Origin of the sequence: Pseudonocardia sulfidoxydans NBRC 16205, from assembly GCF_007989085.1 — a bacterium.
Taxonomy (GTDB): Bacteria; Actinomycetota; Actinomycetes; order Mycobacteriales; family Pseudonocardiaceae; genus Pseudonocardia; species Pseudonocardia sulfidoxydans.
The window spans coordinates 1-22,044 of the sequence record NZ_BJVJ01000061.1 but is presented as its reverse complement, the minus strand read 5'-3'; the positions used below and the strand labels follow the sequence as shown (position 1 = coordinate 22,044).

The 22,044-nt window shown below is 73.1% G+C and carries 28 protein-coding genes; 13 read left to right on the top strand and 15 right to left on the bottom strand.

What is annotated here, in order from left to right; all coding sequences use genetic code 11:
• Positions 1-20: 20 nt before the first annotated feature.
• Both PSU4_RS23295 and PSU4_RS23290 read left to right on the top strand, forming a co-directional pair.
• The gene (locus PSU4_RS23295) at positions 21-527 is read left to right on the top strand and encodes a DUF6912 family protein (RefSeq protein ID WP_147112390.1); all 507 of its coding nucleotides are present in this window, start codon (positions 21-23) and stop codon (positions 525-527) included.
• Positions 528-645: 118 nt separating this feature from the next.
• Positions 646-1,521 (top strand): enoyl-CoA hydratase-related protein, encoded by an 876-nt coding sequence (locus PSU4_RS23290; protein ID WP_147112387.1) that lies wholly within the window; start codon positions 646-648, stop codon positions 1,519-1,521.
• 104 nt (positions 1,522-1,625) lie between these two features.
• Here PSU4_RS23290 and PSU4_RS23285 read toward each other — a convergent pair whose 3' ends face one another.
• On the bottom strand, positions 1,626-2,207 hold the full coding sequence (locus PSU4_RS23285) for a DUF1707 SHOCT-like domain-containing protein (RefSeq protein ID WP_186817134.1): 582 nt from the start codon (positions 2,205-2,207) through the stop codon (positions 1,626-1,628).
• An 82-nt stretch (positions 2,208-2,289) separates the two neighbouring features.
• Between PSU4_RS23285 and pruA the strand changes: the two genes are divergently transcribed.
• Positions 2,290-3,918: an L-glutamate gamma-semialdehyde dehydrogenase gene (gene pruA / locus PSU4_RS23280; RefSeq protein WP_147112437.1), complete on the top strand. Its 1,629-nt coding sequence runs from the start codon at positions 2,290-2,292 to the stop codon at positions 3,916-3,918.
• An 82-nt stretch (positions 3,919-4,000) separates the two neighbouring features.
• Here pruA and PSU4_RS31945 read toward each other — a convergent pair whose 3' ends face one another.
• Genes PSU4_RS31945 through aroA form a run of 4 tightly spaced genes read right to left on the bottom strand, consistent with a single transcriptional unit; the run spans position 4,001 to position 8,543 of the window.
• Positions 4,001-5,437, bottom strand: coding sequence for a serine/threonine-protein kinase (locus tag PSU4_RS31945; protein ID WP_222596372.1), 1,437 nt, complete (start codon positions 5,435-5,437; stop codon positions 4,001-4,003).
• Positions 5,434-6,246: an SCO4651 family lipoprotein gene (locus PSU4_RS23270; RefSeq protein WP_147112381.1), complete on the bottom strand. Its 813-nt coding sequence runs from the start codon at positions 6,244-6,246 to the stop codon at positions 5,434-5,436. Before PSU4_RS23270 ends, PSU4_RS31945 begins: the two co-directional genes overlap by 4 nt.
• A 25-nt stretch (positions 6,247-6,271) precedes the next feature.
• Complete coding sequence (rsgA, locus tag PSU4_RS23265; RefSeq protein WP_147112378.1) at positions 6,272-7,273, bottom strand: ribosome small subunit-dependent GTPase A; 1,002 nt, start codon at positions 7,271-7,273, stop codon at positions 6,272-6,274.
• A 4-nt stretch (positions 7,274-7,277) separates the two neighbouring features.
• Positions 7,278-8,543: a 3-phosphoshikimate 1-carboxyvinyltransferase gene (aroA, locus tag PSU4_RS23260; RefSeq protein ID WP_147112375.1), complete on the bottom strand. Its 1,266-nt coding sequence runs from the start codon at positions 8,541-8,543 to the stop codon at positions 7,278-7,280.
• Between the two features lie 39 nt (positions 8,544-8,582).
• Between aroA and PSU4_RS23255 the strand changes: the two genes are divergently transcribed.
• From PSU4_RS23255 to PSU4_RS23245, 3 genes are read left to right on the top strand one after another with little or no spacing between them, the layout of a single operon-like run.
• On the top strand, positions 8,583-9,389 hold the full coding sequence (locus tag PSU4_RS23255; RefSeq protein WP_147112372.1) for an SOS response-associated peptidase: 807 nt from the start codon (positions 8,583-8,585) through the stop codon (positions 9,387-9,389).
• A complete protein-coding gene (locus PSU4_RS23250) occupies positions 9,386-9,988 on the top strand; it encodes an alpha/beta hydrolase family protein (protein ID WP_147112369.1) in 603 nt (200 codons plus the stop codon). Before PSU4_RS23255 ends, PSU4_RS23250 begins: the two co-directional genes overlap by 4 nt.
• 34 nt (positions 9,989-10,022) lie before the next feature.
• Positions 10,023-10,337 (top strand): YbjQ family protein, encoded by a 315-nt coding sequence (locus tag PSU4_RS23245; protein WP_147112367.1) that lies wholly within the window; start codon positions 10,023-10,025, stop codon positions 10,335-10,337.
• 62 nt (positions 10,338-10,399) lie between these two features.
• Here the strand turns inward: PSU4_RS23245 and ybaK are convergent, their stop codons facing one another.
• Positions 10,400-10,876: a Cys-tRNA(Pro) deacylase gene (gene ybaK, locus PSU4_RS23240; protein WP_147112364.1), complete on the bottom strand. Its 477-nt coding sequence runs from the start codon at positions 10,874-10,876 to the stop codon at positions 10,400-10,402.
• A gap of 357 nt (positions 10,877-11,233) precedes the next feature.
• Here ybaK and PSU4_RS23235 point away from each other — a divergent pair, with 357 nt between their 5' ends.
• Both PSU4_RS23235 and rsrA read left to right on the top strand, forming a co-directional pair.
• Positions 11,234-11,917: a sigma-70 family RNA polymerase sigma factor gene (locus PSU4_RS23235; RefSeq protein WP_147112361.1), complete on the top strand. Its 684-nt coding sequence runs from the start codon at positions 11,234-11,236 to the stop codon at positions 11,915-11,917.
• Positions 11,914-12,252, top strand: coding sequence for a mycothiol system anti-sigma-R factor (gene rsrA / locus PSU4_RS23230; protein WP_147112358.1), 339 nt, complete (start codon positions 11,914-11,916; stop codon positions 12,250-12,252). Before PSU4_RS23235 ends, rsrA begins: the two co-directional genes overlap by 4 nt.
• Positions 12,253-12,322: 70 nt before the next feature.
• Here the strand turns inward: rsrA and PSU4_RS33105 are convergent, their stop codons facing one another.
• On the bottom strand, positions 12,323-12,397 hold the full coding sequence (locus PSU4_RS33105; RefSeq protein ID WP_103380071.1) for a 50S ribosomal protein bL37: 75 nt from the start codon (positions 12,395-12,397) through the stop codon (positions 12,323-12,325).
• A gap of 117 nt (positions 12,398-12,514) precedes the next feature.
• Between PSU4_RS33105 and PSU4_RS23220 the strand changes: the two genes are divergently transcribed.
• On the top strand, positions 12,515-14,014 hold the full coding sequence (locus tag PSU4_RS23220) for a sensor histidine kinase (protein WP_147112356.1): 1,500 nt from the start codon (positions 12,515-12,517) through the stop codon (positions 14,012-14,014).
• A gap of 252 nt (positions 14,015-14,266) precedes the next feature.
• Here the strand turns inward: PSU4_RS23220 and PSU4_RS23215 are convergent, their stop codons facing one another.
• Positions 14,267-14,518: a WhiB family transcriptional regulator gene (locus PSU4_RS23215; protein WP_098958691.1), complete on the bottom strand. Its 252-nt coding sequence runs from the start codon at positions 14,516-14,518 to the stop codon at positions 14,267-14,269.
• A 422-nt stretch (positions 14,519-14,940) separates the two neighbouring features.
• Positions 14,941-15,870: a diacylglycerol/lipid kinase family protein gene (locus PSU4_RS23210; protein WP_147112353.1), complete on the bottom strand. Its 930-nt coding sequence runs from the start codon at positions 15,868-15,870 to the stop codon at positions 14,941-14,943.
• 33 nt (positions 15,871-15,903) lie between these two features.
• Here PSU4_RS23210 and PSU4_RS23205 point away from each other — a divergent pair, with 33 nt between their 5' ends.
• A complete protein-coding gene (locus tag PSU4_RS23205) occupies positions 15,904-16,332 on the top strand; it encodes a hypothetical protein (protein ID WP_147112350.1) in 429 nt (142 codons plus the stop codon).
• Here PSU4_RS23205 and PSU4_RS23200 read toward each other — a convergent pair.
• Positions 16,277-16,795: a GNAT family N-acetyltransferase gene (locus tag PSU4_RS23200; protein WP_246115293.1), complete on the bottom strand. Its 519-nt coding sequence runs from the start codon at positions 16,793-16,795 to the stop codon at positions 16,277-16,279. The genes PSU4_RS23205 and PSU4_RS23200 overlap by 56 nt on opposite strands.
• Positions 16,796-16,923: 128 nt before the next feature.
• Here PSU4_RS23200 and PSU4_RS23195 point away from each other — a divergent pair, with 128 nt between their 5' ends.
• A complete protein-coding gene (locus tag PSU4_RS23195; protein WP_246115292.1) occupies positions 16,924-17,439 on the top strand; it encodes a L,D-transpeptidase in 516 nt (171 codons plus the stop codon).
• Between the two features lie 9 nt (positions 17,440-17,448).
• Here the strand turns inward: PSU4_RS23195 and PSU4_RS23190 are convergent, their stop codons facing one another.
• The 4 genes from PSU4_RS23190 to PSU4_RS23175 all read right to left on the bottom strand — a co-directional run bounded on the left by PSU4_RS23190 (position 17,449) and on the right by PSU4_RS23175 (position 20,787).
• Entirely contained in the window at positions 17,449-18,057 is a 609-nt protein-coding gene (locus PSU4_RS23190; RefSeq protein ID WP_147112347.1) for an acid phosphatase, read from the bottom strand.
• A 32-nt stretch (positions 18,058-18,089) separates the two neighbouring features.
• Positions 18,090-18,755: an SAM-dependent methyltransferase gene (locus PSU4_RS23185; protein ID WP_222596371.1), complete on the bottom strand. Its 666-nt coding sequence runs from the start codon at positions 18,753-18,755 to the stop codon at positions 18,090-18,092.
• Positions 18,756-19,061: 306 nt separating this feature from the next.
• Positions 19,062-19,553, bottom strand: a complete 492-nt coding sequence (locus PSU4_RS23180) for a pyridoxamine 5'-phosphate oxidase family protein (protein WP_147112343.1) — start codon at positions 19,551-19,553, stop codon at positions 19,062-19,064.
• Between the two features lie 484 nt (positions 19,554-20,037).
• The gene (locus tag PSU4_RS23175) at positions 20,038-20,787 is read right to left on the bottom strand and encodes an RluA family pseudouridine synthase (protein WP_147112341.1); all 750 of its coding nucleotides are present in this window, start codon (positions 20,785-20,787) and stop codon (positions 20,038-20,040) included.
• 44 nt (positions 20,788-20,831) lie between these two features.
• On the opposite strand from PSU4_RS23175, the gene PSU4_RS23170 reads away from it, so the two are divergent.
• Complete coding sequence (locus tag PSU4_RS23170; RefSeq protein ID WP_147112338.1) at positions 20,832-21,296, top strand: SecDF P1 head subdomain-containing protein; 465 nt, start codon at positions 20,832-20,834, stop codon at positions 21,294-21,296.
• Between the two features lie 49 nt (positions 21,297-21,345).
• On the top strand, positions 21,346-21,624 hold the full coding sequence (locus PSU4_RS23165; protein WP_147112335.1) for a hypothetical protein: 279 nt from the start codon (positions 21,346-21,348) through the stop codon (positions 21,622-21,624).
• A 147-nt stretch (positions 21,625-21,771) separates the two neighbouring features.
• Here the strand turns inward: PSU4_RS23165 and sodN are convergent.
• The coding region (sodN, locus tag PSU4_RS23160; RefSeq protein ID WP_147112332.1) for a superoxide dismutase, Ni at positions 21,772-22,044 on the bottom strand (273 nt) is incomplete at its 5' end.

The window sequence follows — 22,044 nt, the reverse complement described above, 5'->3', positions numbered from 1 at the left end:
ACAGCTCCGGAAGGGCGAACGTGCGGATCTACCTGCCAGGGACGTGGCCGATGCTGGCGCGGCTGGTCAAGACGGGAAAGTTCGAGCCCATCGGCGGCACCGCGTTCGCGCTGACGCCGCGGCTTCGTGAGGCCTACGTCGCCGGCGACGACGAGGAGCTCGAGTACGCGGCCATGCTGGAGGCGGCGCGGGCGTCGCTGCGGCTGCTCGCGGTGGAGTTCGGGCTCGGCGAGGACGACACCCCGGCGCGGCGCGTCGTCGTGGCCGCCGACGTCGACGACGTCACCCTGCGCCCCGACCTCGACGACGGCGCCGTCCGCGTCACGGGCTCGGTGCCGATGGAGTCGATCGCGGCCGTCCACGTCGACGTCGCCGACGCCGAGCACGCGGTCCGCCAGGCCGCGGGCGCGGTCGACGCGGCTGACCTGGGCGACCTCGACGCCGAGTTCCTCGTCGGCGAGGCCGAGGACCACGAGCTGGCCTGGTACGCGCCGGGGGAGATCGCCTTCGTCGTCGAGCTGGGCTGATCCCCGTAGGGCTGATCCCGGTAGGGCTGGTCCGGCGCAGGGCTGGTCCGGCGCAGGGGTGGTCCGCGCGCGCCGCGCCCCGATCGGCTAGATATGGAGGCCCCGACGAGGAGGCCTGTTGTCCTACACCGAGATCGCCTACGAGGTCGCCGACGGCGTCGCGACGATCACCCTCGACCGCCCCGCGAAGCTCAACGCGTTCACCTCGACGATGGCCGACGAGATCGTCGCCGCGTTCGACGCCACCGACGCCGACCCGCAGGTCCGCGTCGTCGTCGTGACGGGCCGCGGCCGTGGGTTCTGCGCAGGCGCCGACCTGTCACGCGGCGCGTCGACCTTCGACGCCTCGTCCGGGGAACGGGCGGCCGAACAGCGCCACGGCCTCGTCGACGGCGTCCCGCGCGACCGCGGCGGGGTGGTCTCGCTGCGGATCGCGGCGTCGCGCAAGCCCGTCATCGGGGCGATCAACGGCCCGGCCGTCGGCATCGGCGCGACCATGACGCTGCCCATGGACGTGCGGATCGCGGCCGGGTCCGCCCGGTTCGGGTTCGTCTTCGCCCGCCGCGGCCTGGTGCCGGAGGCGGCGTCGAGCTGGTTCCTGCCGCGGGTCGTCGGCATCTCCCGGGCGATGGAATGGGTCGCGACGGGCCGGGTGTTCGACGCCGCCGAGGCCCTCGACGGCGGGCTCGTGTCCCGGGTGGTGCCCGACGCGGACCTCGCCGGCACCGTGCGCGCGCTGGCCGCGGAGATCGTCGAGAACACGTCGGCGGTGTCGGTGGCGGTGTCGCGGCAGCTGCTGTGGTCGATGCTGGGCGCGCCCGGGCCCTGGGAGGCCCACAGGCTCGACTCGCGTGCCATCGACGTCCTCGGCCGTGCCCCCGACGCCGCGGAAGGAGTCACGTCGTTCCTGGAGAAGCGGCCCCCGGTGTACCCCGGGCAGGTCCCGGCCGACTACCCGGACATCGTCCCGCCCTGGCCGCCCCGCACATCCTGACCTGCACGCCCTGCCCCGCACGTCCCGACCTGCACGAACGGCACAGTCGCGCAACTGTGTTGCGCGACTGTGCCGTTCGTTCGCGTCTTCGACGGGCAGGGGGGCTAGTCGTGGCCCCAGTGGTCGCCGCGGCGCAGCTCCCGGCGGTCGTCACGGTCGAGGCGGCGCTCCTCGCGCTCGCGGCCGCGGTCGCCGCCGTAGACGACGCCGCCGACGATCGGGATCAGCAGGAAGAAGATCCACGCCTGCGCGAAGACGTTGTTGAGCGCCAGGAACAGTACGAGCGCGATGATCGGGGTGACCGCGACGATCCGCGGCCCCCACCCGGAGAACCCGCCCCGGGCCTCGGGCTCGCGCGAGGTCGCGTCGACGACCGGGAGCCGCGACGTCGGGGTCGGCTCGGTGGTCGGCTGGCCCGGCAGCTGCGGGTGCGGTGCGGGCAGGTCGGTGAACAGGGCCTGCAGCTCGCTCGCCACGGTCGCGCCCGCCGCCGCGGCCGACCGGTCGGCGTACTCCTCGACGCCGAGGCGGCCCGCCTCCAGGTGCGCGTCGAGCGCCTTCGCGGCGGCTTCGCGTTCGGCGGTCCCGATCCGGAGCGCGGGCGGCCCGGGCTCCTTGCGCAGCGCGGGCGGTTCGCCCTGCGACGGTTCCTGTGTGGCGCCGCCCTCGGTTCCCCCCGTGGTCATGGGGTGGAGCTTGCCACCAGGTGGGGTGTCTCGCGTAGTGGCGTGCCCTGTTCCGTGGGGCCACCCTGGGGGCATGTCCGAGTTGACCGGAGTCACCGACGTCCCCGCTCCGCGCAACGAGCCCGTCCTCGGCCACGCGCCCGGCAGCCCCGAGCGGGAGGCGCTCGCCGCCCGGCTCGCCGAGCTGGGCGGCGTCGAGCACGAGCTCACCGGCACTGTCGGGGGGCGGCAGCGGATGGGCGGGGGCGAGCGGATCGACGTCGTGTCCCCGCACCGGCGTCGCCGCGTCCTGGGGGTGTCCGCGCAGGCCACCGCCGCCGACGTGCAGGCCGCGGTCGATGCGGCCCGCGACGCCGCCCCGGCGTGGCGGGACCTGCCCTTCGACGAACGTGCGGCCGTGTTCCTGCGCGCCGCCGATCTGCTGGCCGGGCCGTGGCGGCACACCCTCAACGCGGCGACGATCCTCGGCCAGTCGAAGTCGGTGCAGCAGGCCGAGATCGACTCCGCGTGCGAGCTGATCGACTTCTGGCGCTGGAACGTCCACTACGCGCGGCGGCTGATCGCGGAGCAGCCGGTGTCGTCGGCGGGGGTGTGGAACCGCTTCGACCACCGCCCGTTGGAGGGCTTCGTCCTCGCGATCACGCCGTTCAACTTCACCGCGATCGCCGGGAACCTGCCGACGGCGCCCGCGCTGATGGGCAACACCGTGGTCTGGAAGCCGAGCCCCACCCAGACCCTCGCCGCCTGGTACACGATGCGGCTGCTCGAGGCGGCCGGCCTGCCGCCCGGCGTGATCGACATGGTCACCGGCGACGGGGCCGCCGTCTCCGAGGTCGCGCTGACCTCGCCCGACCTCGCAGGGGTGCACTTCACGGGCTCGACGGCGACGTTCCGGCACCTGTGGCAGTCGGTCGCCGCCAACCTGGACCGCTATCGCGCCTACCCGCGGCTGGTCGGCGAGACCGGCGGCAAGGACTTCGTCGTCGCCCACCCCAGCGCCGACCCGGCCGCCCTGGTCACGGGCCTGGTCCGTGGCGCGTTCGAGTACCAGGGGCAGAAGTGCTCGGCCGCGTCGCGGGCGTTCGTGCCGGCGTCGTTGTGGAACGCCGGCGTGCGTGACGCGCTGGCCGACACCACCCGCGCGGTGTCCTTCGGCGACGTCGAGGATCTGTCGACGTTCGGTGGCGCGGTGATCGACGCCCGCGCCTACGACCGGCTGGCGAAGGTGCTGGGGAACGTCGACGGGATGGGGGTCCTCGCCGGTGGGGGGTGCGACGACGCCGAGGGCTGGTTCGTCGAGCCCACCGTGCTGGTCGGCGACGACCCCACCCACGAGGTGTTCACCACCGAGCTGTTCGGGCCGGTGCTGGCCGTGCACGTGTGGGACGACTCCGCGCCCGGCTCCTGGGAGCGGATGCTCACGACCGTCGACACGGCCACGCCCTATGCCCTGACCGGCTCGGTGTTCGCGACGGACCGCGCCGCCGTGGTCGTCGCGCAGGAGACGCTGCGTTTCGCCGCCGGCAACTTCTACGTCAACGACAAGCCGACCGGCGCCGTCGTGGGCCAGCAGCCGTTCGGCGGGGCGCGGGCGTCGGGCACCAACGACAAGGCCGGCTCGATCTACAACCTGCAGCGCTGGACGAGCCCCCGCGCGATCAAGGAGACCCTGGTGCCCCCGACGGACCACAGGTATCCGCACCAGGGCTGACCAGAAGCTCGTGAGCGGCAATAGTCGCTATAGCGACTATTGCCGCTCACAGGGCCTGACCAGGCCGGACCCGGGGCCGCCCTCAGAAGAACTGGTACGCGCCCTTGGACATCGAGAAGCCGTGCCCGCTGGAGCCCACCTTGCACTCGACACCCGAGGTCCGGCTCGTGCACGTCACGTCGCCCACGCGCAGCGAGCGGCCGTAGTCCAGCACCGGGCCGCTGCCGAAGACCGTGTCGCCGTGGCAGACGAAAGTGGGCCTGTCGGCGCCGGCCACCGAGAGGGAGTCGCCCCAGACCTGCTGGCAGGTCGCGGGGCGGGCGGGGATCGTCGTCGGGTCCCAGGTGCTCTCGGCGATGTCGCAGCGCGCCGAGTTGGGCGTCACGTAGCAGGCGATGTTGTTCGACGGCGTGCTGAACCCGGTCGCGGTGGGGGAGGTGGTGACGTCGGCGGGCGCCACGGTGGTGGCGGGGGCCAGTGTCGGGATCGTGACGCCCGTCGGCAGCGCGACCGCGGTCGTCGGGATCGACAGCCCGGTGGGGAAGGTAGTCGGCGGTGTCGACGGGTCGTCCGAACCCGTGCGCAGCGCCAGGACCAGGCCCCCGACCAGCGCGATGACGGCCGCGACGGCCCCGATCGCGAGGACGGGGGACAGCCGCCGGCGCGCGACGGGCAGGGGCGGCGTCGGCTCCAGCCGCGCGGGCAACCAGCCGCTGGTGGGACGGTCCCGGTCGCCGCCGAGGGCGTCGCGGATCTGTGCCGGGGTGGGCCGGCGGGTGGGGTCGCGGTCGAGGCACGCCCGGACGACGGACGCGATCGGGGCGGGGACACCGGTGAGGTCGGGTTCGACGTTGACGGCCCGGAACAGCAGCACGGCGGCCTCGCCCTCGCCGAACGGTGCCCGACCGGTGGCCGCGTAGAGCAGGACCCCGCCCAGGGCGAACACGTCGGAGGCCGGCCCGGCGCGCTCGTGGGTGAGCACCTCGGGCGCGATGAAGCCGGGGGTGCCGATGACGGCGCCGGTGCGGGTGAGGGTGGTGGCGTCGGCGGCGCGGGCGATGCCGAAGTCGATGACCTTGGGTCCGTCGTGGGCGAGCAGGACGTTGCCGGGCTTCAGGTCGCGGTGCACGACGCCCGCGGCGTGGATGGCGGCCAACGCGTCGGCCAGCCCGATGCCCAGGCGCCGCACCGGCTCGGCGGGCATCGGCCCGTGCTCGCCGATCGCGTCGCGCAACGACGGCGCCGGCACGTACTCCGTCGCCATCCAGGGCGAGGGCGCGTCGGGGTCGGCACCCAGCAGGGCGGCGGTGTAGGCGCCGTGGACGCGGGAGGCGGCGGCGACCTCCTGGCGGAACCGGGCGCGGAACTCGGGGTCGTCGGCCAGCGCGGCGCGCACCACCTTGACGGCGGCCTCGCGTCCGTCGCGGGTTCGGCCGAGGTAGACGCGGCCCATGCCGCCCTCGCCGAGGACACGGTGGATCGTGAACGGGCCGACCGACCGCGGGTCAGGTGCGGTCATCGCACCTCGGCCGCGGCGGGCGGCGTGATCGTCACCGGGGTGCCCCACGACGTGTAGACGCCCGTCATCGCCAGGGTGCCCATGCCGGGCAGGTCCTGGCGCTGGCGGGTGCGCACGGGCCGGGTGTCGGCGTCGACCCACAGCGTCGAGGTGATGCGGGTCAGGCCGCTCGCGACCTGCTGCTCGAGCTGGGCGCGGACCGCGTCGTCGGGTTCGATCGTCGCGGCCCGGGTCAGGTCGACGACGAGGGTGTAGCGGATCGTCGCCACCCCGTCGACGGTCTCGTCGGACGCGTCGGAGACGAGTGTGGCGTCGGCGTAGCGGGACAGGTTGGCGGTGGGGTCGGTGGTGTCGCCCAGGGCCCGCGCGATGGCGGCGCGCATCCTGTCGGCCTCCGTGGTCGCCGAGGTGGCGCGCAGCCACGGGGTGCCGCCGTCGAGGGAACGCAGCCACACCTGGCCGTCGCGCAGCACGAAACCCGACGTCTGGGGCTGGCCGCCGGGCCAGGTGATGGTCTGGTCGAGGGCGAGCGCGGGCGTCGCCCCTTCGAGGCTGACCGCGCCCTGCGCGCTGAACGTGACGGGTGCGGACCCGGTGACGTCGCCCGCGACGGCGAGCCGCGCGGTCCGGTCGGTGGCGCGCCGTTCGACGAGGACGTTGAGCAGCTGCGTCGCGTCGTAGTAGCGGGGCAGCCCGTTCTCGCTCGTGTCGTCGTCGGGACCCGACCCGCACGCGGACACGACGACCACGACGACGGCCAGGAGGGCGAGCAGCACGGACCGGGGCCCGCCCGCAGACCTCACCGCCATGCCCCGGAACGCTAGCGAACGCCGGTCAACGCAGGGCGACCAGGACCCGGCGCAGCGCCTCGAGCCGTGCGGGCCGCAGCGCCCCGGCGGCGACGAGCGCGTCGAGGGCACACTCCGGGTCGGCGGGCGGGCCGAGGTGCCCGCATCCGCGCGGGCAGTCCTCCACGGCGGCGGCCATGTCGTCGAACGCCGCGATGACCTCGTTCGACGTGACGTGGGCGAGCCCGAACGACCGCACCCCGGGGGTGTCGACGACCCAGCCCCGCCCGCCGGGCAGCGGCAGCGCGACGGCAGCGGTGGTGGTGTGCCGGCCCTTGCCGACGCCCGACACCACCCCGACGGCGCGTTCGGCGTCGGGGACCAGGGCGTTGACCAGGGTCGACTTGCCGACGCCCGAGTGCCCCACCAGCGCCGACACCTGGCCGTCCAGCAGCGCGGCGAGCTCGTCGGGCGGCTCGTCGCGGCGGGTGACGACGACCGGGAACTCCAGCTCGGCGTAGGTCGACGCGAACGGCCCGGGATCGGCGAGGTCGGACTTGGTCAGGCACAGGACCGGGGTGAGCCCGCCCGCGAAGGCCGCGACAAGACAGCGGTCGACGAACCCGGTCCGCGGCTCCGGGTCGGCCAGTGCCGTCACGATGACGAGCTGCGCGGCGTTGGCGACGACGATCCGCTCGTAGGGGTCGGTGTCGTCGGCGGTGCGGCGCAGCACGGTGTCGCGGTCCTCGACGCGGACGATGCGCGCCAACGTGTCGACGGTGCCCGACACGTCGCCCGACAGGCCCACCCGGTCGCCGACGACGATCGGTGTGCGGCCCAGCTCCCGGGCCCGCATCGCGGTGACCGGCGGGCGGTCGGCGTCGCCGTCCGGGGCGCACGTCCAGCGGCCCCGGTCGACGCCGATGACCATCGCCTCGGCCGCGTCGGCGTGCTCGGGGCGGCGTTTGCTGCGCGGCCGTGACCCCCGCCGGCCCGGCCGGACCCGGACATCGGTCTCGTCGTACTCGCGTGCCCGCCCCGGAGTCATCGACTCATCCGACCAGCGCCGCCCAGCTGCCCGGGAAGTCGGGGAACGTCTTGCCGGTCGCGCCGATGTCGTCGATCTCCACACCGGGGACGACGAGCCCGACGAGTGCCCCGGCCGTCGCCATGCGGTGGTCGGCGTAGGCGCGCCACGGCCGGTCGGTGGGCGCGGTGAGCGGAGCCGGGCGGATCTCCAGGCCGTCGGGGGTCTCGTCGACGTCGCCGCCCACGGCGGTGATCTCCGCGGCGAGCGCGGCGATCCGGTCGGTCTCGTGGCCGCGCAGGTGCGCCACCCCGCGCAGCCGCGACGGCGTCGGGGCCAGGGCCGCGACGGCCGCGACCGTGGGGGTCAGCTCGCCGACGTCGTGCAGGTCGACGTCGACGCCGCGCAGGGTGTCCGGGCCGGTGACGGTCAGCCCGTCCGCCCCGGCGGCGACGGTGCAGCCGAACTCGCGCAGCACCGGCAGGATGCCGATGCCCGGCTGCGTCGACTCCGCGGGCCAGCCCGCGACGGTGACCGAGCCGGCGGTGACGGCCGCGGCCGCCAGGAACACCGAGGCGTTGGACAGGTCCGGCTCGACCACCCAGTCCGTCGGGGCGATCTGCCCCGGCTCGACCCGCCACGTGTTCGGCTCGGAGTCGTCGACGACGACGCCCGCGTGGCGCAGCATCGCGACCGTCATGTCGATGTGCGGCAGCGACGGGACCGGCTTGCCGTCGTGCACGACGGTGACGCCCTTGTCGAACCGCGCCGCCGACAGCAGCAGCCCCGACACGAACTGCGACGACTCCGAGGCGTCGATGGTGACCGTGCCACCGTCGATCCCGCCCTCGCCGACCACGACGAACGGCAGCGAGTCGCCGACGATGACCGCACCCAGCGAGCGCAGCGCGTCGAGGACCGGGCCCATCGGGCGCTCCCGGGCCCGCTCGTCGCCGTCGAAGCGCACGACGCCCTCGACCAGCGCCGCCGCGGGCGGCATGAACCGCATGACCGTCCCCGCGAGGCCGCAGTCGACCGAGCCGGCCGCCAGGCCCGCGTGCCGGTGGACGGTGACGTGTTCGCCGTCGACGTCGATCGGGACGCGCATGGCGCGCAACGCCTCGACCATCAGCATGGTGTCGCGCGTCGCCGGGGCGCCGTCGACCGACGCCGGGCCGCCCGAGAGGGCGGCGAGCAGGATCGCGCGGTTGGTCATCGACTTCGAGCCCGGCACGGTGACCCGGCCGCGGACGGGTGCGGTCGCGTGCGGGGCGGGCCAGGTGCCGGTCACGACCTCATGGTTTCACGGGAGGCGTGGAACCATGGAGGCATGTGCGGCCGCTACTCCTCCACGAAGGCCCCCGCCGACCTCGCCGACGAGTTCAAGGCCGTCGACGCCACCGAGGACGACGGCACGCCCGACTTCAACGTCGCCCCCACCAAACAGGTCACGACGGTCGTCGAACGGCACCCGCGCGACGACGACGGCGAGCCGATCCGCGACGAGACCCAGCGGACGCTGCGCCGCGTGAAGTGGGGCCTCGTGCCGTCGTGGTCCAAGGACCCGTCCGGCGGCGCCCGGATGATCAACGCCCGCTCCGAGACCGCGGCCGACAAACCCGCGTTCCGGCGGGCACTGGCGTCGCGACGCTGCATCCTGCCCGCCGACGGCTGGTACGAGTGGCAGCGCCGCGACACCGACACCGGCAAGACCAAGCAGCCCTACTTCACCACCTACGGTGACGGCTCCTCGATCGCGATGGCCGGCATCTGGGAGTACTGGAAGCCCAAGGACGCCGCGCTGTCGGAGGAGTACCCCGACGGCCTGGTCACCGTCGCCGTCCTCACGACGGAGGCCGTCGGCCCGCTCGCCGACATCCACGACCGGATGCCGCTGGTGCTCGACCCGGCCGACTGGGACGCCTGGCTGAACCCCGACGCCGACGCGAAGGACGCGTCGGTGGCGCGCCTGCTGGCCCCGCCGTCGGCCGCGCTGGTCGACCGGATGGAGCTGCGGCCCGTCTCGAACCGGGTGAACAACGTGCGCAACAACGGCCCCGAGCTGCTGGAGCCGCTGCGCCCCGAGGACGTCGACGAGGCGCTGCAGCTCGACCTGCTGAACTCGGGCCCCGAGTGACCCGGACACGAGAGGTCGACACCCCGCACGGCCCGGCCCGCGTCCACCTCCTGCCCGGCGACGGACGCGGCGTGCTGCTCATCGGGCACGGCGCCGGGGGTGGGGTGTCCGCGCCCGACATCGTCGCCGCCGCCGGGGTCGCCGGGGCCGTGGGGCTGCACGTCGGGCTGGTCGAACAGCCCTACCGGGTCGCCGGGCGCCGCGCGCCCGCCCCCGCCACCCAGCTCGACGCCGCCTGGACCGCCGTCTGCGCCGACGTCCGAACACTCTGGGACGACCGCCCGTTCCTGGTGGGCGGGCGCAGCTCCGGCGCCCGCGTCGCCTGCCGCACCGCTGCCGCCACCGGTGCCGACGGCGTCCTCTGTCTGGCCTTCCCCGAGCACCCGCCCGGCAAGCCGGAGAAGACCCGCGCCCCCGAGATCGACGCCGTCACCGTCCCCGTGCTCGTCGTGCAGGGCGAACGTGACCCTTTCGGCCGCCCGGGCCCCGCCCCGGGACGCGAGGTCGTCGTCATCAGGGGTGACCACTCGCTGAAGTCCGACGTCAACGGGCTGCGGGAGGCCGTCCAGTCCTGGTTGGAGGCACGGCTGCGGCGCTAGGTTCGTCCCGTTCGCGACGACGCGAGGGGGAGCCATGCTGATCACGACGATGAACGACGTCCCGGGCCGCACGGTCCGGCAGGTGCACGGCGAGGTGTTCGGGCTGACCGTCAGGTCACGCCACGTCGGGTCGCAGATCGGCGCGGCCCTCAAGTCACTGGCCGGCGGCGAGCTCAAGGGGATGACCAAGAACCTGGAGGAGAGCCGTCAGGAGGCCATCTCCCGGCTCACCGCCGCGGCGGAGGCGGTGGGCGCCAACGCCGTCGTCGCCATGCGGTTCGACACCACGGAGATGGGCGACACCTGGACCGAGGTGTGCGCCTACGGCACGGCCTGCACGCTCACCTGACCTGTGAGCGGCGATGGTCGCCAGGGCGACCATCGCCACTCACGACCGCTGACCTGCGGTGTTCAGCGGGCCGAGATCGGTGCGACGGTCGCGTTCGCGGCGGCGGCCAGGTCCGACGGGGCGAGCTCGACCTCCAGGCCGCGCCTGCCGCCGCTGCAGAACACGGTGTCGAAGTTGCCCGCCGACGCGTCGAGGACGGTCCGCAGCCGCTTGCGCTGACCGAGCGGGGAGATGCCGCCCGCCACGTACCCGGTGGCGCGCTCGGCGTCGGTGACCTCGGCCATCCTCGCCCGCTTGCCGCCCACCGCCGCCGCGAGCGCCTTGAGGTCGAGGGTGCCCGCGACCGGGACTATCCCGACGGTGAGGACCCCGTCGACGTCGGCCACCAGCGTCTTGAACACCCGGTCGGGGTCGACGCCCATCGCCTCGGCGGCCTCGGTGCCGTAGGCCTGCCCGTCGCCGTGGACATACGTGTGCACGATGTGCGCGATCTTCTGCTTGGTCAGCAGCGCCGTCGCGGGCGTTCCCTTCCCGGCCACGTTGTGAGACTAGGGGGTGTCTGATGGGCCCCTCGCCGCGGTCTCGGCGCCCGGACGGCCCCTGGCTGCGTTGTCGCCAGGGCCGGATACGGCCGGTGTTCGGCCCCGGCTCCGCCCTGCCCGGAACCGCCCGGACCACCGATCCCATCGCCGGTGACCCATCAGACACCCCCTGCGGGACCCGGTAACGGGAATCCCAGACGGGAGCGCCGCGTTCGACAGAACGTGACGCACGCAGTGATGGACCCGCCCGCGCGGGGGAGGGGCGTACCCTTCCCCGCAGACCTGGCCACAGGCGACGTGGTCGGGCACGACCTGTTCCCGGGGGTGACGAGCCCCCGGCCCGGAAGGAGCGCGGTGCCCGCCACCCCGGCGTCACCCGAACCGGCTGCCGACGGCACCGCACCCGCCGAGCGGGAGGCCGACGACCCGGCCACCGACGTGCGTGCGGAAGAGACCGCCGACCAGCGTGCCGCCCGCTTCGAGCGCGACGCGATGCCGCTGCTCGACCAGCTCTACGGCGCCGCACTGCGGATGACGCGCAACCCCGCCGACGCCGAGGACCTCGTCCAGGAGACGTTCCTCAAGGCGTACTCGGCGTTCCACACGTTCCGTGCGGGCACGAACCTCAAGGCGTGGCTGTACCGGATCCTCACCAACACCTACATCAACGGCTACCGCAAGAGGCAGCGTCAGCCGTTGCAGTCACCGACCGACGAGATCACCGACTGGCAGCTCGCCCAGGCCGGTGAGCACAGCTCGACGGGACTGCGGTCGGCCGAGGTCGAGGCGATGGACAACCTCCCCGACGACGACGTGAAGGCCGCGCTGCAGGCGCTGCCCGAGGACTTCCGGATGGCCGTCTACCTGGCCGACGTCGAGGGCTTCGCCTACAAGGAGATCGCCGAGATCATGGGCACTCCGATCGGCACGGTCATGTCGCGGCTGCACCGTGGTCGCCGTCAGCTGCGTGACATGCTGACCGGCACGGCGCGCGAGCGTGGGTTCATCCGCGGCGAGCAGCAGGAGGCCAGCCGATGAGCAACTGTGGCGGATCCCACGAGACCGACTGCTCCGAGGTACTCGCCGAGGTCTGGCTGTTCCTCGACCAGGAGTGCGACCAGCAGCGCCGCGCGCTGCTGTCGCGCCACCTCGACGAGTGCGCACCCTGCCTCGCCGAGTACGGGATCGACGAGAAGCTGAAGGCGTTGCTGGCCAGCAAGTGCGGCGGCGAGCACGCCCCCGACGGGCTGCGCGACCGGCTGCGCCACCAGATCCGCCACGCGGTGCTGGAGCAGGCCGAGGTCACCTTGGAGCGGGGCCCGGACGGTACGACCGTCGAGGTCCGCACGACGCGCATCGAGCGCCTCGGCTGAACCACCCCGACACGACGGGAGCCGGCCCCCTGACCAGGGGGCCGGCTCCCGTCGTTCGTGGGGCGTCACCTCAGGTGTTGGGACGCTTGCCGTGGTTCGCACCGCTCTTCTTGCGGTCGCGCTTCTTCCGAGCACGCTTCGACATGGTTCCTCCTCACAGCAACTCGTCGTGGAATGGGTCCAGTCTCCCACGTGGTTGGATGGACGCTTCCCGGGTGGGGCGGAAGGCCCCACCGACGGACGCAGGAGGGAACGGTGGCGGGTGTCGACGCTGAGTGAGCTGCTCGCGGCCCACACACAGCTGCCCGGCGAGGCCGTCGATCACCTGCAGCGCGTCGTCGCCGAGTGGCAGTTGCTGGCCGACATGTCGTTCGCCGACTTCCTGCTCTGGATCCCGCTGCCCGACGCCGACCACGCGCTCGCCGGTGGCGCCACGGAGTTCCTGTGCGTCGCGCAGGCCCGCCCCGACACCGCGCCGACCGCGCACCCGCAGGACATCGTCGCCGCGCGGGTCTCGGCGGGCGACAACCCGCAGCTGCGCCGAGCGGTCATCGAGGGCCGCATCTGCCGCGAGGAGGACCCGCGCTGGCACCTGGAGGTGCCGGTCCGGCGCGAGACCATCCCCGTCCGGCACAACGGCCGGGTCCTCGCCGTGCTCTCGCGCGACACCAACCTCGCGATGCCGCGCGTGCCCAGCCCGCTGGAGATCGCCTACCTGGGCAGCGCGTCGGACCTGTGCCAGATGATCGCCGACGGCACGTTCCCGCCCGCCGCGAGCGTCGCCGGTGCCGACACCAGCCCGCGCGCGGGCGACGGCCTGATCCGGCTCGACTCCCGCGGCCTGGTCGCCTACGCCAGCCCCAACGCGCTCTCGGCCTACCACCGGATGGGCCACGCCAGCGACCTCATCGGGCTGCCGCTCGCCGAGGCCACCCGCAAGCTCGTGCGCGACCCGTTCGACGCCGCAGAGGTGGTGGCGCGCATCGAGTCCGCGCTCGCCGGCCGCTCGTCGCTGCGCCTGGAGATCCGGGCCCGCGGAGCCGTGATGCTGGTGCGCGCGTTGCCGTTGCGCCCCCGGGGCGACGCGGCGGGCGCGCTCGTGCTGGTCCGCGACGTCACCGACCTGCGCCGTCGTGACCTCGCGCTGCTCAGCAAGGACGCGACGATCAGGGAGATCCACCACCGCGTCAAGAACAACCTGCAGACGGTCGCGGCGCTGCTGCGCCTGCAGGCGCGGCGCACGTCGATCCCGGAGGCCAAGCAGGCCCTGTCGGAGAGCGTGCGGCGGGTCAGCTCGATCGCGCTCGTGCACGAGGCGCTGGCCTACTCGGTGGCCGAGCAGGTCGACATCGACGACCTGATCGACACGGTGCTACCCGCGATCGGTGACGGGGCGACGGCCGAAGTGCGCGCCAAGGTCCGTCGCGACGGCAGCTTCGGAACGCACCCCGCCGCGATGGCGACACCGCTCGTCCTCGTCGTCACCGAGCTGGTGCACAACGCGCTGCGGCACGCCTTCGACGCCGGTCAGGCCGGCGAGGTCGTCGTGTCGGCGTCGCGGTCGGCCGGGAAGATCGTCGTGGTCATCGCCGACGACGGCCGGGGCCTGCCGGAGGACTTCGACCCGGAGCAGGCCAACGGGTTGGGCCTGCAGATCGTGCGGACGCTGCTGCACTCGGAACTTGACTCGTCGTTGCAGCTCAGACCCCGTGCGGGGGGCGGTACCGAGGCCGTTCTCGAGCTCCCTCTGGTGGGGAGATAGCCTGACACCGTGATCCCAGGTACCGGTGCCGTGGTCGCGCTGGTTCCGTGGCCCGGGATCGCCCCGCACCTGGAGCGCTCCCGCGAGGTGAGCGCCCGGTGAACGCACCGCGGGCCCGAAGCCGGTGGCGTCCGGCATTCGGGCCCGCGGTCAGGGAGCCTCTGTACTTCTCTGTTCTGCTCTGCGACTCCTGCTCCGCCAGGCTGCGTAGGCGTCGCAGCTGTAAAGCGGTCGGAGGCGTGGAAGCGGAAGTCAGGCGGTGCGAGCGCGCGTACGAGCGTTGCGGCGCTTCAGCGCACGACGCTCGTCCTCGCTCATGCCGCCCCAGACGCCCGCGTCCTGCCCGCTCTCCAGCGCCCACGCGAGGCACTCGGTGACGGCGGGGCAGCGACGGCAGACCGTCTTCGCCTCGGCGATCTGAAGCAACGCCGGGCCGCTGGTGCCGACCGGGAAGAAAAGCTCCGGGTCCTCGTCGCGGCAAACGGCGTGGTGACGCCAGTCCATTTCGCTAGCTCCTCGGTATTGCGCGATCGGGGTCGCGCCGATCGTCTGCTCTGTCACGGTGTTTCCGTGCTTGTGAATGATTTCACGAGCACGGCGGGTCTTCAAGGGCCCAGGTCCGCCCGGGTGAGCATCCTCACCCACTCATCCCAACGAGGTCCACCGGATTTGGTTACCGGCGAGTGTTCCCGTCACGAAGAGCGACAAACCCATTCCCGGTTCGCTGCTTTCCGGGTGCCCGGTCTGCAACGAACCAAAGGTGCGGGGGGTTCCCGCGGTGGTGCCGTGGTGCTCATCTAGATTGGAGGACTGTTTCCCCAGGTGCGAGACCCTTGCGGCTCGACGGTCCACCGCGAGCGGTGAGTGGACCACCCGCGTCACTCCGTCGAGTGACCTCGCCGTTCGGCTACGACGAGCAGCCCCTCTCACACGACGACGCGCAACGCCCGCGGCACCGCGCGGAACTCCATCTCCGTACGCGCGCCGATGTGGTCCCCGTCGATCTGCAGGGCCAACGGCCTGTCGGACTGCACCTTCACCCAGGCCACGGCGTCCTGACGCGACACGTGCCGGCCGCGCGGATCGCCGTCGGGGCGCAACGCCTGCCGCAGCACACCCGTGATGGTCGGCAGCCCGAGGTCCCTCAGCGCGAACAGCGCCAGCCCGTCGGTGAACGAGGCACCCGGGTTGAGCCGCACCGCCCGCCCGTCCAGATACGTCCACGGGTCGGTGTTGCTGACGAACGCCAGCCGCACCCCCTCCAGAGGCGCCGCCCCCGGAATCTCCACCGTCATCGACGGCGGCCGCCGCCGCTCGTTCCAGTACTCCCGCAACGCCGTACGCGCGTAACGCATCGGCGTCGCCTCCAACCCCTGCGCCCGCGCCCGCTCCACGGCCGCCACGACCTCCGCATCGAGCCCCAGACCCGCGTTGAACGTGAAGAAGCGGTCGGAGGTGCGGCCCAGCCCCACGAGCCTGCTGCGCTGTTCCTCCAGCGCGTTGAGGATCGTGCCGGTGGCCTCCATCGGGTCGCGCGGCATGCCCAGCGCGCGGGCGAACACGTTGGCCGAGCCGCCCGGCACCACCGCGAGCGCCGGAGCAGACTCCGGATCCGACGGCACCCCCCGCGCCAACATCCCGTTGACGACCTCGTTGACCGTCCCGTCGCCACCCAGAGCGACGACCAGCTCGATACCGTCCGCCACCGCCTGCGCCGTCACCTCCGCCGCGTGCCCCCGGTAGTCCGTGAGCAGCACGTCGAGCTTCAGCTCGCTCGCCAGCGCGTGCGCCAGCACGTCACGTCCGGCCGGAGTGGTCGACGTGGCCTGGGGATTGACCACGAGCAGCGCGCGCACGAGCCCGAGGGTAGTCGGGCCTATCCTGCGGACGTGACGAGCGAGCCCGAGCCCACAGCGCGCCCCCTGCCGGACACCCCGCCGCAGGTCCGCGTCGCCGGTGCGGTCGTCGCGCTGCAGGGCCTCGTCGGCATCGTGTTCGGCGTCGTCCTGCTCGTCCGGGGCCTGGGCGCCGACGTCGGCATCCGGTACGTCCTCGGCGAGACGGGCTACTTCGTCGTCATCGGTGCGGCATGCGTCGCCACCGGCATCGGGCTGCTGCGCGGCAGGCGCTGGGCGCGCAGCCCCGCCATCGTCGTCGAACTCCTGCTGCTGCCGGTCGTCTACTCCCTGCTCGGCCCGTCCAAGCAGATCGTGTGGGGCATCGTCGTCGGCGTCGTCGTGATCGCGACGTTCCTGCTCCTGATCAGCGAGCGCTCCCGGATGTGGGCGCTCGACCTGCACGACCGCTCAACGCGCTGAGCGCCTCGCCGTCCAGCCGGAAGTTCGTCCACTCGTCCATACCGACCGCACCCAGCGCCCGGTAGAACTCGATCGACGGCGTGTTCCAGTCCAGCACCGACCACTCCAGCCGGGCGAACCCACGCCGCGTGCACTCCGCCGCCAGCGCCGCCAGCAGCCGCAACCCCAGCCCGCCGCCGCGGAATGCGGGCCGCACGTACAGATCCTCGAGATGGATGCCGTGCACGCCCTCCCACGTCGAGAAGTTCAGGAACCACAGCGCACAACCCACGACCTGCCCGCCGACCACCGCCACGTGCCCGAACAACGCGGGCGCAGGCCCGAACAGCGCCGCACGCAACTGCGCGGCCGTCAGACGGCACGACTCCGGCTCGCGCTCGTAGTCGGCCAGCTCGTGGACCAGCGCCACGACCGTCTCGACGTCGTCCTGCTCGATCGGGCGCACGGAACCGGATGTCGTCACCAGCAGACCGTAGCCGCGGCCCCCGACACGATCACCTGGGAGCGGGACGGCGCAAACCTGTACGCCGGACGGCGCAACCTTCGTGCGTCCCAGCCGTCTCACCACAGGGACAGGTCGGAAGGGGAACCGTGGGACGACACTCGAAGGTCAGCGCGCTGCGATCGCGTCGGCGGCTCACCGCCGTGACGGTCGACGCCGTCGGGCTCGGCTCGATGCTCATCGCGCCCGTCGCCCAGGCCGCACCCGCCGCGGCGGGCGGCAGCACCCAGCCCGCCGGTGGCACGACGTCACTCGTCGAGGGCACCCCCTGCACCGTCACCGCGAAAGCCTGCGTGGACCTCGCGAGCCGTCAGGCGTGGCTCATCACCGACGGCAAGGTCGACGGTGGACCCGTCCCGATGATGCCCGGCGCCCCCGACCAGCCCACGCCCGTCGGCACCTTCCACGTGCAATGGAAGGACCCGCACCACGTCAACACCGAGAACCAGCCCATGCCGTGGTCGGTGTTCTTCGCCGACGGCGGCGTCGCCTTCCACGAGGGCAGCCTGCAGCGCTACTCCGCCGGGTGCGTCCACCTCACCGACGCCGACGCGCAGCGCTACTACCGGACGCTGCAGGTCGGCGACGAGGTCCAGGTCCACTGACCTCCGAGCTCACCCCGCCAGTGCGGGAGTGACGTTCGTGGCCGCCAGCTGGTGCGCCTCACGCTCGAAACCCAGCACCGCCCACGCCGCCGGGTCCATCGCGATGTGCTGCCCACCCGCCGCCGACAGGCCGATCCAGCGCGCCATCAGGACACGGCTGAACTGGCCGTGCCCCACCAGCACGACGTCGCCCTGCTCCAGGTGCTTCTCCGCCTCGCCGAGCATCGCGTCCGCCCGGGCCGTGACCTGCTCGGCCGTCTCCCCACCCGGCGTCGGGTGCGTCCACACCGTCCACCCCGGCACCGTCTCCCGGATCTCCGGCGTCGTCACACCCTCGTAGTCGCCGTAGTCCCACTCGGCCAGCCGGTCATCGGTGCGGTCGACGTGCAGGCCCGCCAACTCGGCCGTCACCCGCGCCCGGACGCGCGGGCTCGCGACCACCAGCGCCGGCGGATCGGTCGTACCGCGCAGCCGGGGCAGCAGCGCCCCCGTCGCCACCGCACGTTCACGGCCGCGCTCGGTCAGCTCGATGTCGGTGCGGCCCGTGTGCCTACCCGACTGCGACCACTCCGTCTCGCCGTGGCGCAGCAGATAGATCCGGCCGGTGCTCGAGGTCACGGCGGCAGCCTATGGGCTCCGAACGCCCGCCGTCAGGTCCGCCGACGCGCGCGCAGCACGGTGTCGGTGATCGTCCACTCGCGACCCCCACCGTCGGTCGACGGCCGCGTCCGCGCCTCCTTCGTGACAACGCTCCACTCCGCGGGGTCCAGCACCGCCGCCACGTCGTCGGCGGTGAAGAACAGCTCCGGGATCGGCGGACGCGGCACGCCCGCGGCCAGGTCGTCGGGATGGTGCGCGACCACGAGCAACGTCCCGCCCGGCGCCGTCGCCGCCGCCAGCTTGCGGTGCAGGTCGTCGCGCATCCCCGGACGAAGATTCACGAAGTGGGCGCTGACCAGGTCGTAGGTCCCTGGGATCGGCTCCTGGGTCGCGTCGAGGTGCAGCCAGGTCGTGCGATCGGCCCCGCGCGTGTGCTCGGCCGCCCGGTCCAGTGCCACCTGCGAGATCTCGACGCCCGTCACGGTCCAGCCGCGGGACACCAACCAGGCGACGTCCGCGCCCTCGCCGCAGCCGACGTCGATCGCAGACCCCGGGGCGAGGTCGCTCACCTCGTCGACCAACTGCTGGTTGGGCTCACCGCTCCAGATCGCGGCCGCGGCCCGGTACCGTCCGTCCCAGAAGGCCTCGTCGAAGACCGTGTCGGCGAGATCGGGGATCTCGCGCATGTCCCGATGGTCGGCGTGCGTCTCGTTCACGCTCCCGACCCTGTCCCGGCTGGCCCCCGACCGGCAAGTCGTCGTGCCGGAACAGCAAGGTCCCCGGTTCCGCGCCCCCCCGGGCCCCGAGTGATCGCTGTACGTGGCGGCTGGGCGACGGAGGCGTCGCTCCAGGGCCGGGAACTCCGATCACGGCGCGGTGGCGGGGGCGGGCGGTGGTCGGCCGCGGTGGCTCCTGCCGCTGGTGTGGCGTCGGGCCAGGGGCCCCGGTGGTGATCGCCGTTGGTGGTGCTTCGGCGACGCAGGCGTCGCTCCAGCGCCATGAACGCCGATCATGGTGGGTGCTCAGTGCTTGCGGACGACCCTCTCCTCGCCGCCCGCCTTCCAGGTCGTCACGTCGAGGTGGTTGTCGCCCACCCACACCGATGCGGCGCCGACGATGTCGGCCCGGAAGAAGTGGTCGAACGTCCGGCCGCGCAGGTCGAAACCGATGCGCGCGTACAGGTCCTCGGCGAAGCGCTGGTGCAGGGCGGGGTCCTGGACGTCCTCCACGGTGCCCCAGACCTTCGCGTCGCCCTCGCTCACGTGGGTGTCGACGGTCGCTGTGTGCAGCGAGAACCGCGGATCGGCGAGCAGGTCGCGGAACTTCGCGGTCCCCGGCATCCCGCCGATCCACAGCTCGCCCTCGAAGAAGCGCGGCTCCATCGGGCTGATCCGGGGGAAGCCGTCGGCGCGCAGCGTGGCGAGCATGCACAGCTCGCCGGTCGCGGCGTGGCGGCGGGCGAACACCTCGGCGATGCGGGGCGCGACGGCGGCGAACTCGTCCCAGGAGGCCATCCTGCCACCGTAGGGCCGATGCGCGGCACGTCGTATCCCCGACCGGTCGGAGGGTCAGGTCGGGCGCCCACACGTCCACAAGGGCACGCTGTGGACGACGAGCATCGGCGCCGCCGGCTGCTGACCTGCACGGCACGGCGTCGCGAGCTCCGTCGGAGGCGCGGTGCACGCCCCGGGGCGCGGTTCTCGGGTCGCAGCGCGTCGGGATCGTCGGTGACCAACGGGAGGGCCAGGCTGCTCGACGAGGCCGTGAGCAGCCCCAGCGAGGGGTCGACCGGCACAGTGTGGTCGGTGAAGTCGCCTGCGGGCAGGCCGCCGCGTGCGACGACGCCGAACCCGTCCCGGCGCCATCGGGGGAGCCCAGCCCCGTCGTCGACCCACAGGAGCTCGACGCACGCGCTGGGGAACGGAAGCGGTCGAGCGCGGGCACGGCGTGAGGACCTGGCAGGGGAGATGGTCCAGGTCGGGCAGCCGCCCGGGTCAGCTACCGACCGCGCGCGACATCCACGAGATCGGCGCCGGCAGCGGTGGGGACGGGTGCCCAGAAGTCGGCGGGCGGCACCGCTTCGACGGTGACGTCCTCACCGGCAGGGGACCGGAAGCCGACGCGGAACGAGTGCAGGTACGTCCGCGGCTGCGGCGGATCGGTCTTCCGCATGAACAGCGGATCGCCGACGATCGCGTGCCCCACCCACGCCAGGTGCACCCGGATCTGGTGTCGTCGGCCCGTCACCGGGTGGGCGCGCACCACCACGGACTCGCCGTCGTCGAACAGCGACGTGCACTCCGTCCGAGACGCGAAGCTCTTGCGGGAGTGCTCGTCCTCCCGGCGGATGAACCAGCGACCATCCTCGAACCGGATGTGGTCACGGTCCGCGGCGACCCGGATCTTCCCGCTGCCCGCCGTCATCAACGGCAGCTCGACGGTCGCCGACGCCGGGAACCCGCCGGGCCGGCAGACTGCCAGGTACGTCTTCGCGACGGTCCGCTGCTGGAACTGCCGCGTCAACGCGCCGTGCGCTTGCGTGGTCTTGGCCAGCAGCACCGCGCCCGAGGTGACCTTGTCGATCCGGTTGACCCAGCGCAGGTCCTCGCCACCGTCGGCGGCGATGGTCACCAGGTCGGTGTCGTGGCGCTCGCCCATCACCGACAACCCCGCTGGTTTGTCGACGACGAGGCACGACTCGTCCTCCCACAGGACCGTCTCGGCGCGCAGCTCGGACCAGCGACTCACCTGCTGATCCTCTCAGGGTGCGCGCACCCCCTACGCTCCGGTTCATGATCGCCGCCGCTCGCCTGGTCGTCGCCGGACTGGTCGCGTTGCTGCTGCTCGCGGCGTGCAGCGCGGCGGTCGAGGGCTCCGCCGCGCCGGCGCGCATCGAGTTCCGCCCGGTGCTGGCGACCGGTGACGTCGGACAGGGCGGGCTGCAGCTGCGTGGGGCGGACGGCGTCATCTACGTGCTCGGCCCCGCAGAGCTCGACGGGAGCCACGTCGCGTCGGCGGAGGCGACGAACGAGTCCGGCACCTGGGCCGTCCAGGTAGGCCTGACCCCGGCCGGCGCGACAGCGTTCGCCGACCTCAGTGGACGCAACGTCGGCAAACAGCTCGCGATCGTCGTCGACGGCGATCTCGTGTCGGCCCCGATCATCCAGGCGCCCATCACGGGCGGAGCCGTCCAGATCAGCGGCGACTTCGACCGGACCGCCGCGACCCGCCTCGCCGACCGGATCATGGGCCGCTGACGACGCACTCCGCGTTGCCGGTGCCGACACTGCGGCTGACACTGCGGCGATGGAGAACGAGGACCGTGCGCGGCGGCACGCGGAGCTGGCGGAGACCCATATCGCCGACGACGACGCCGCGGGCCAGGCGTCACTGGCGGCCTACTACGCGTCGCTGGAGACGAACGAGCTCCTGCGACAGCTGCTGTCCCAACGCTCCTCGACCCCGCCCCGCCCGATGCCCCGGATCCCGCCGGACGAACCGGACCTCCCCGGCCGGGAGCGCCCGCCCCTGTCGCCACCGCTGCGCCCGCCGCCCCCACGCCCGGGCCTCCCGCCCGAGATGTGATGCGCCGAGACCGACGTCAGTGCTGTTCCCGGAGCGAGAAACAGCACTGACGTCGGTCTCGACGCCGGGCGGGCGCGGGGGCGACCAGGAACGACGAACGGCGCCGACCCGCGAGTGCGGATCGGCGCCGTTCGTGATGCACCTGGATCAGGCAGCCTGCTTGGTCTCCCAGAAGATCTTGTCGATCTGGGCGATGTAGTCGAGCAGCTCCTGGCCGTCCTTGGGGTCGACCGAGGACTTGGTGCCGCCGGGGCCGCCACCGGCCTTCTTGGTGGCCTTGTTGAACAGCTCGTGGAGCTCGGGGTACTTCTCGAAGTGCGGGGGCTTGAAGTAGTCGGTCCACAGCACCCAGAGGTGGTGCTTCACGAGGTCGGAGCGCTGCTCCTTGATCTCGACGGCACGCTCCCGGAACACCGGGTC

Bases quoted from the DNA above. Each gene is read 5' to 3' on its own strand.
- PSU4_RS23285 (WP_186817134.1), bottom strand. From the start codon at position 2,207: ATGACCACGGGGGGAACCGAGGGCGGCGCCACACAGGAACCGTCGCAG.
- PSU4_RS31945 (WP_222596372.1), bottom strand. From the start codon at position 5,437: ATGACCGCACCTGACCCGCGGTCGGTCGGCCCGTTCACGATCCACCGT.
- PSU4_RS23270 (WP_147112381.1), bottom strand. From the start codon at position 6,246: ATGGCGGTGAGGTCTGCGGGCGGGCCCCGGTCCGTGCTGCTCGCCCTC.
- rsgA (WP_147112378.1), bottom strand. From the start codon at position 7,273: ATGACTCCGGGGCGGGCACGCGAGTACGACGAGACCGATGTCCGGGTC.
- PSU4_RS23255 (WP_147112372.1), top strand. From the start codon at position 8,583: ATGTGCGGCCGCTACTCCTCCACGAAGGCCCCCGCCGACCTCGCCGAC.
- PSU4_RS23245 (WP_147112367.1), top strand. From the start codon at position 10,023: ATGCTGATCACGACGATGAACGACGTCCCGGGCCGCACGGTCCGGCAG.
- rsrA (WP_147112358.1), top strand. From the start codon at position 11,914: ATGAGCAACTGTGGCGGATCCCACGAGACCGACTGCTCCGAGGTACTC.
- PSU4_RS23215 (WP_098958691.1), bottom strand. From the start codon at position 14,518: ATGGACTGGCGTCACCACGCCGTTTGCCGCGACGAGGACCCGGAGCTT.
- PSU4_RS23180 (WP_147112343.1), bottom strand. From the start codon at position 19,553: ATGGCCTCCTGGGACGAGTTCGCCGCCGTCGCGCCCCGCATCGCCGAG.
- PSU4_RS23170 (WP_147112338.1), top strand. From the start codon at position 20,832: ATGATCGCCGCCGCTCGCCTGGTCGTCGCCGGACTGGTCGCGTTGCTG.
- PSU4_RS23165 (WP_147112335.1), top strand. From the start codon at position 21,346: ATGGAGAACGAGGACCGTGCGCGGCGGCACGCGGAGCTGGCGGAGACC.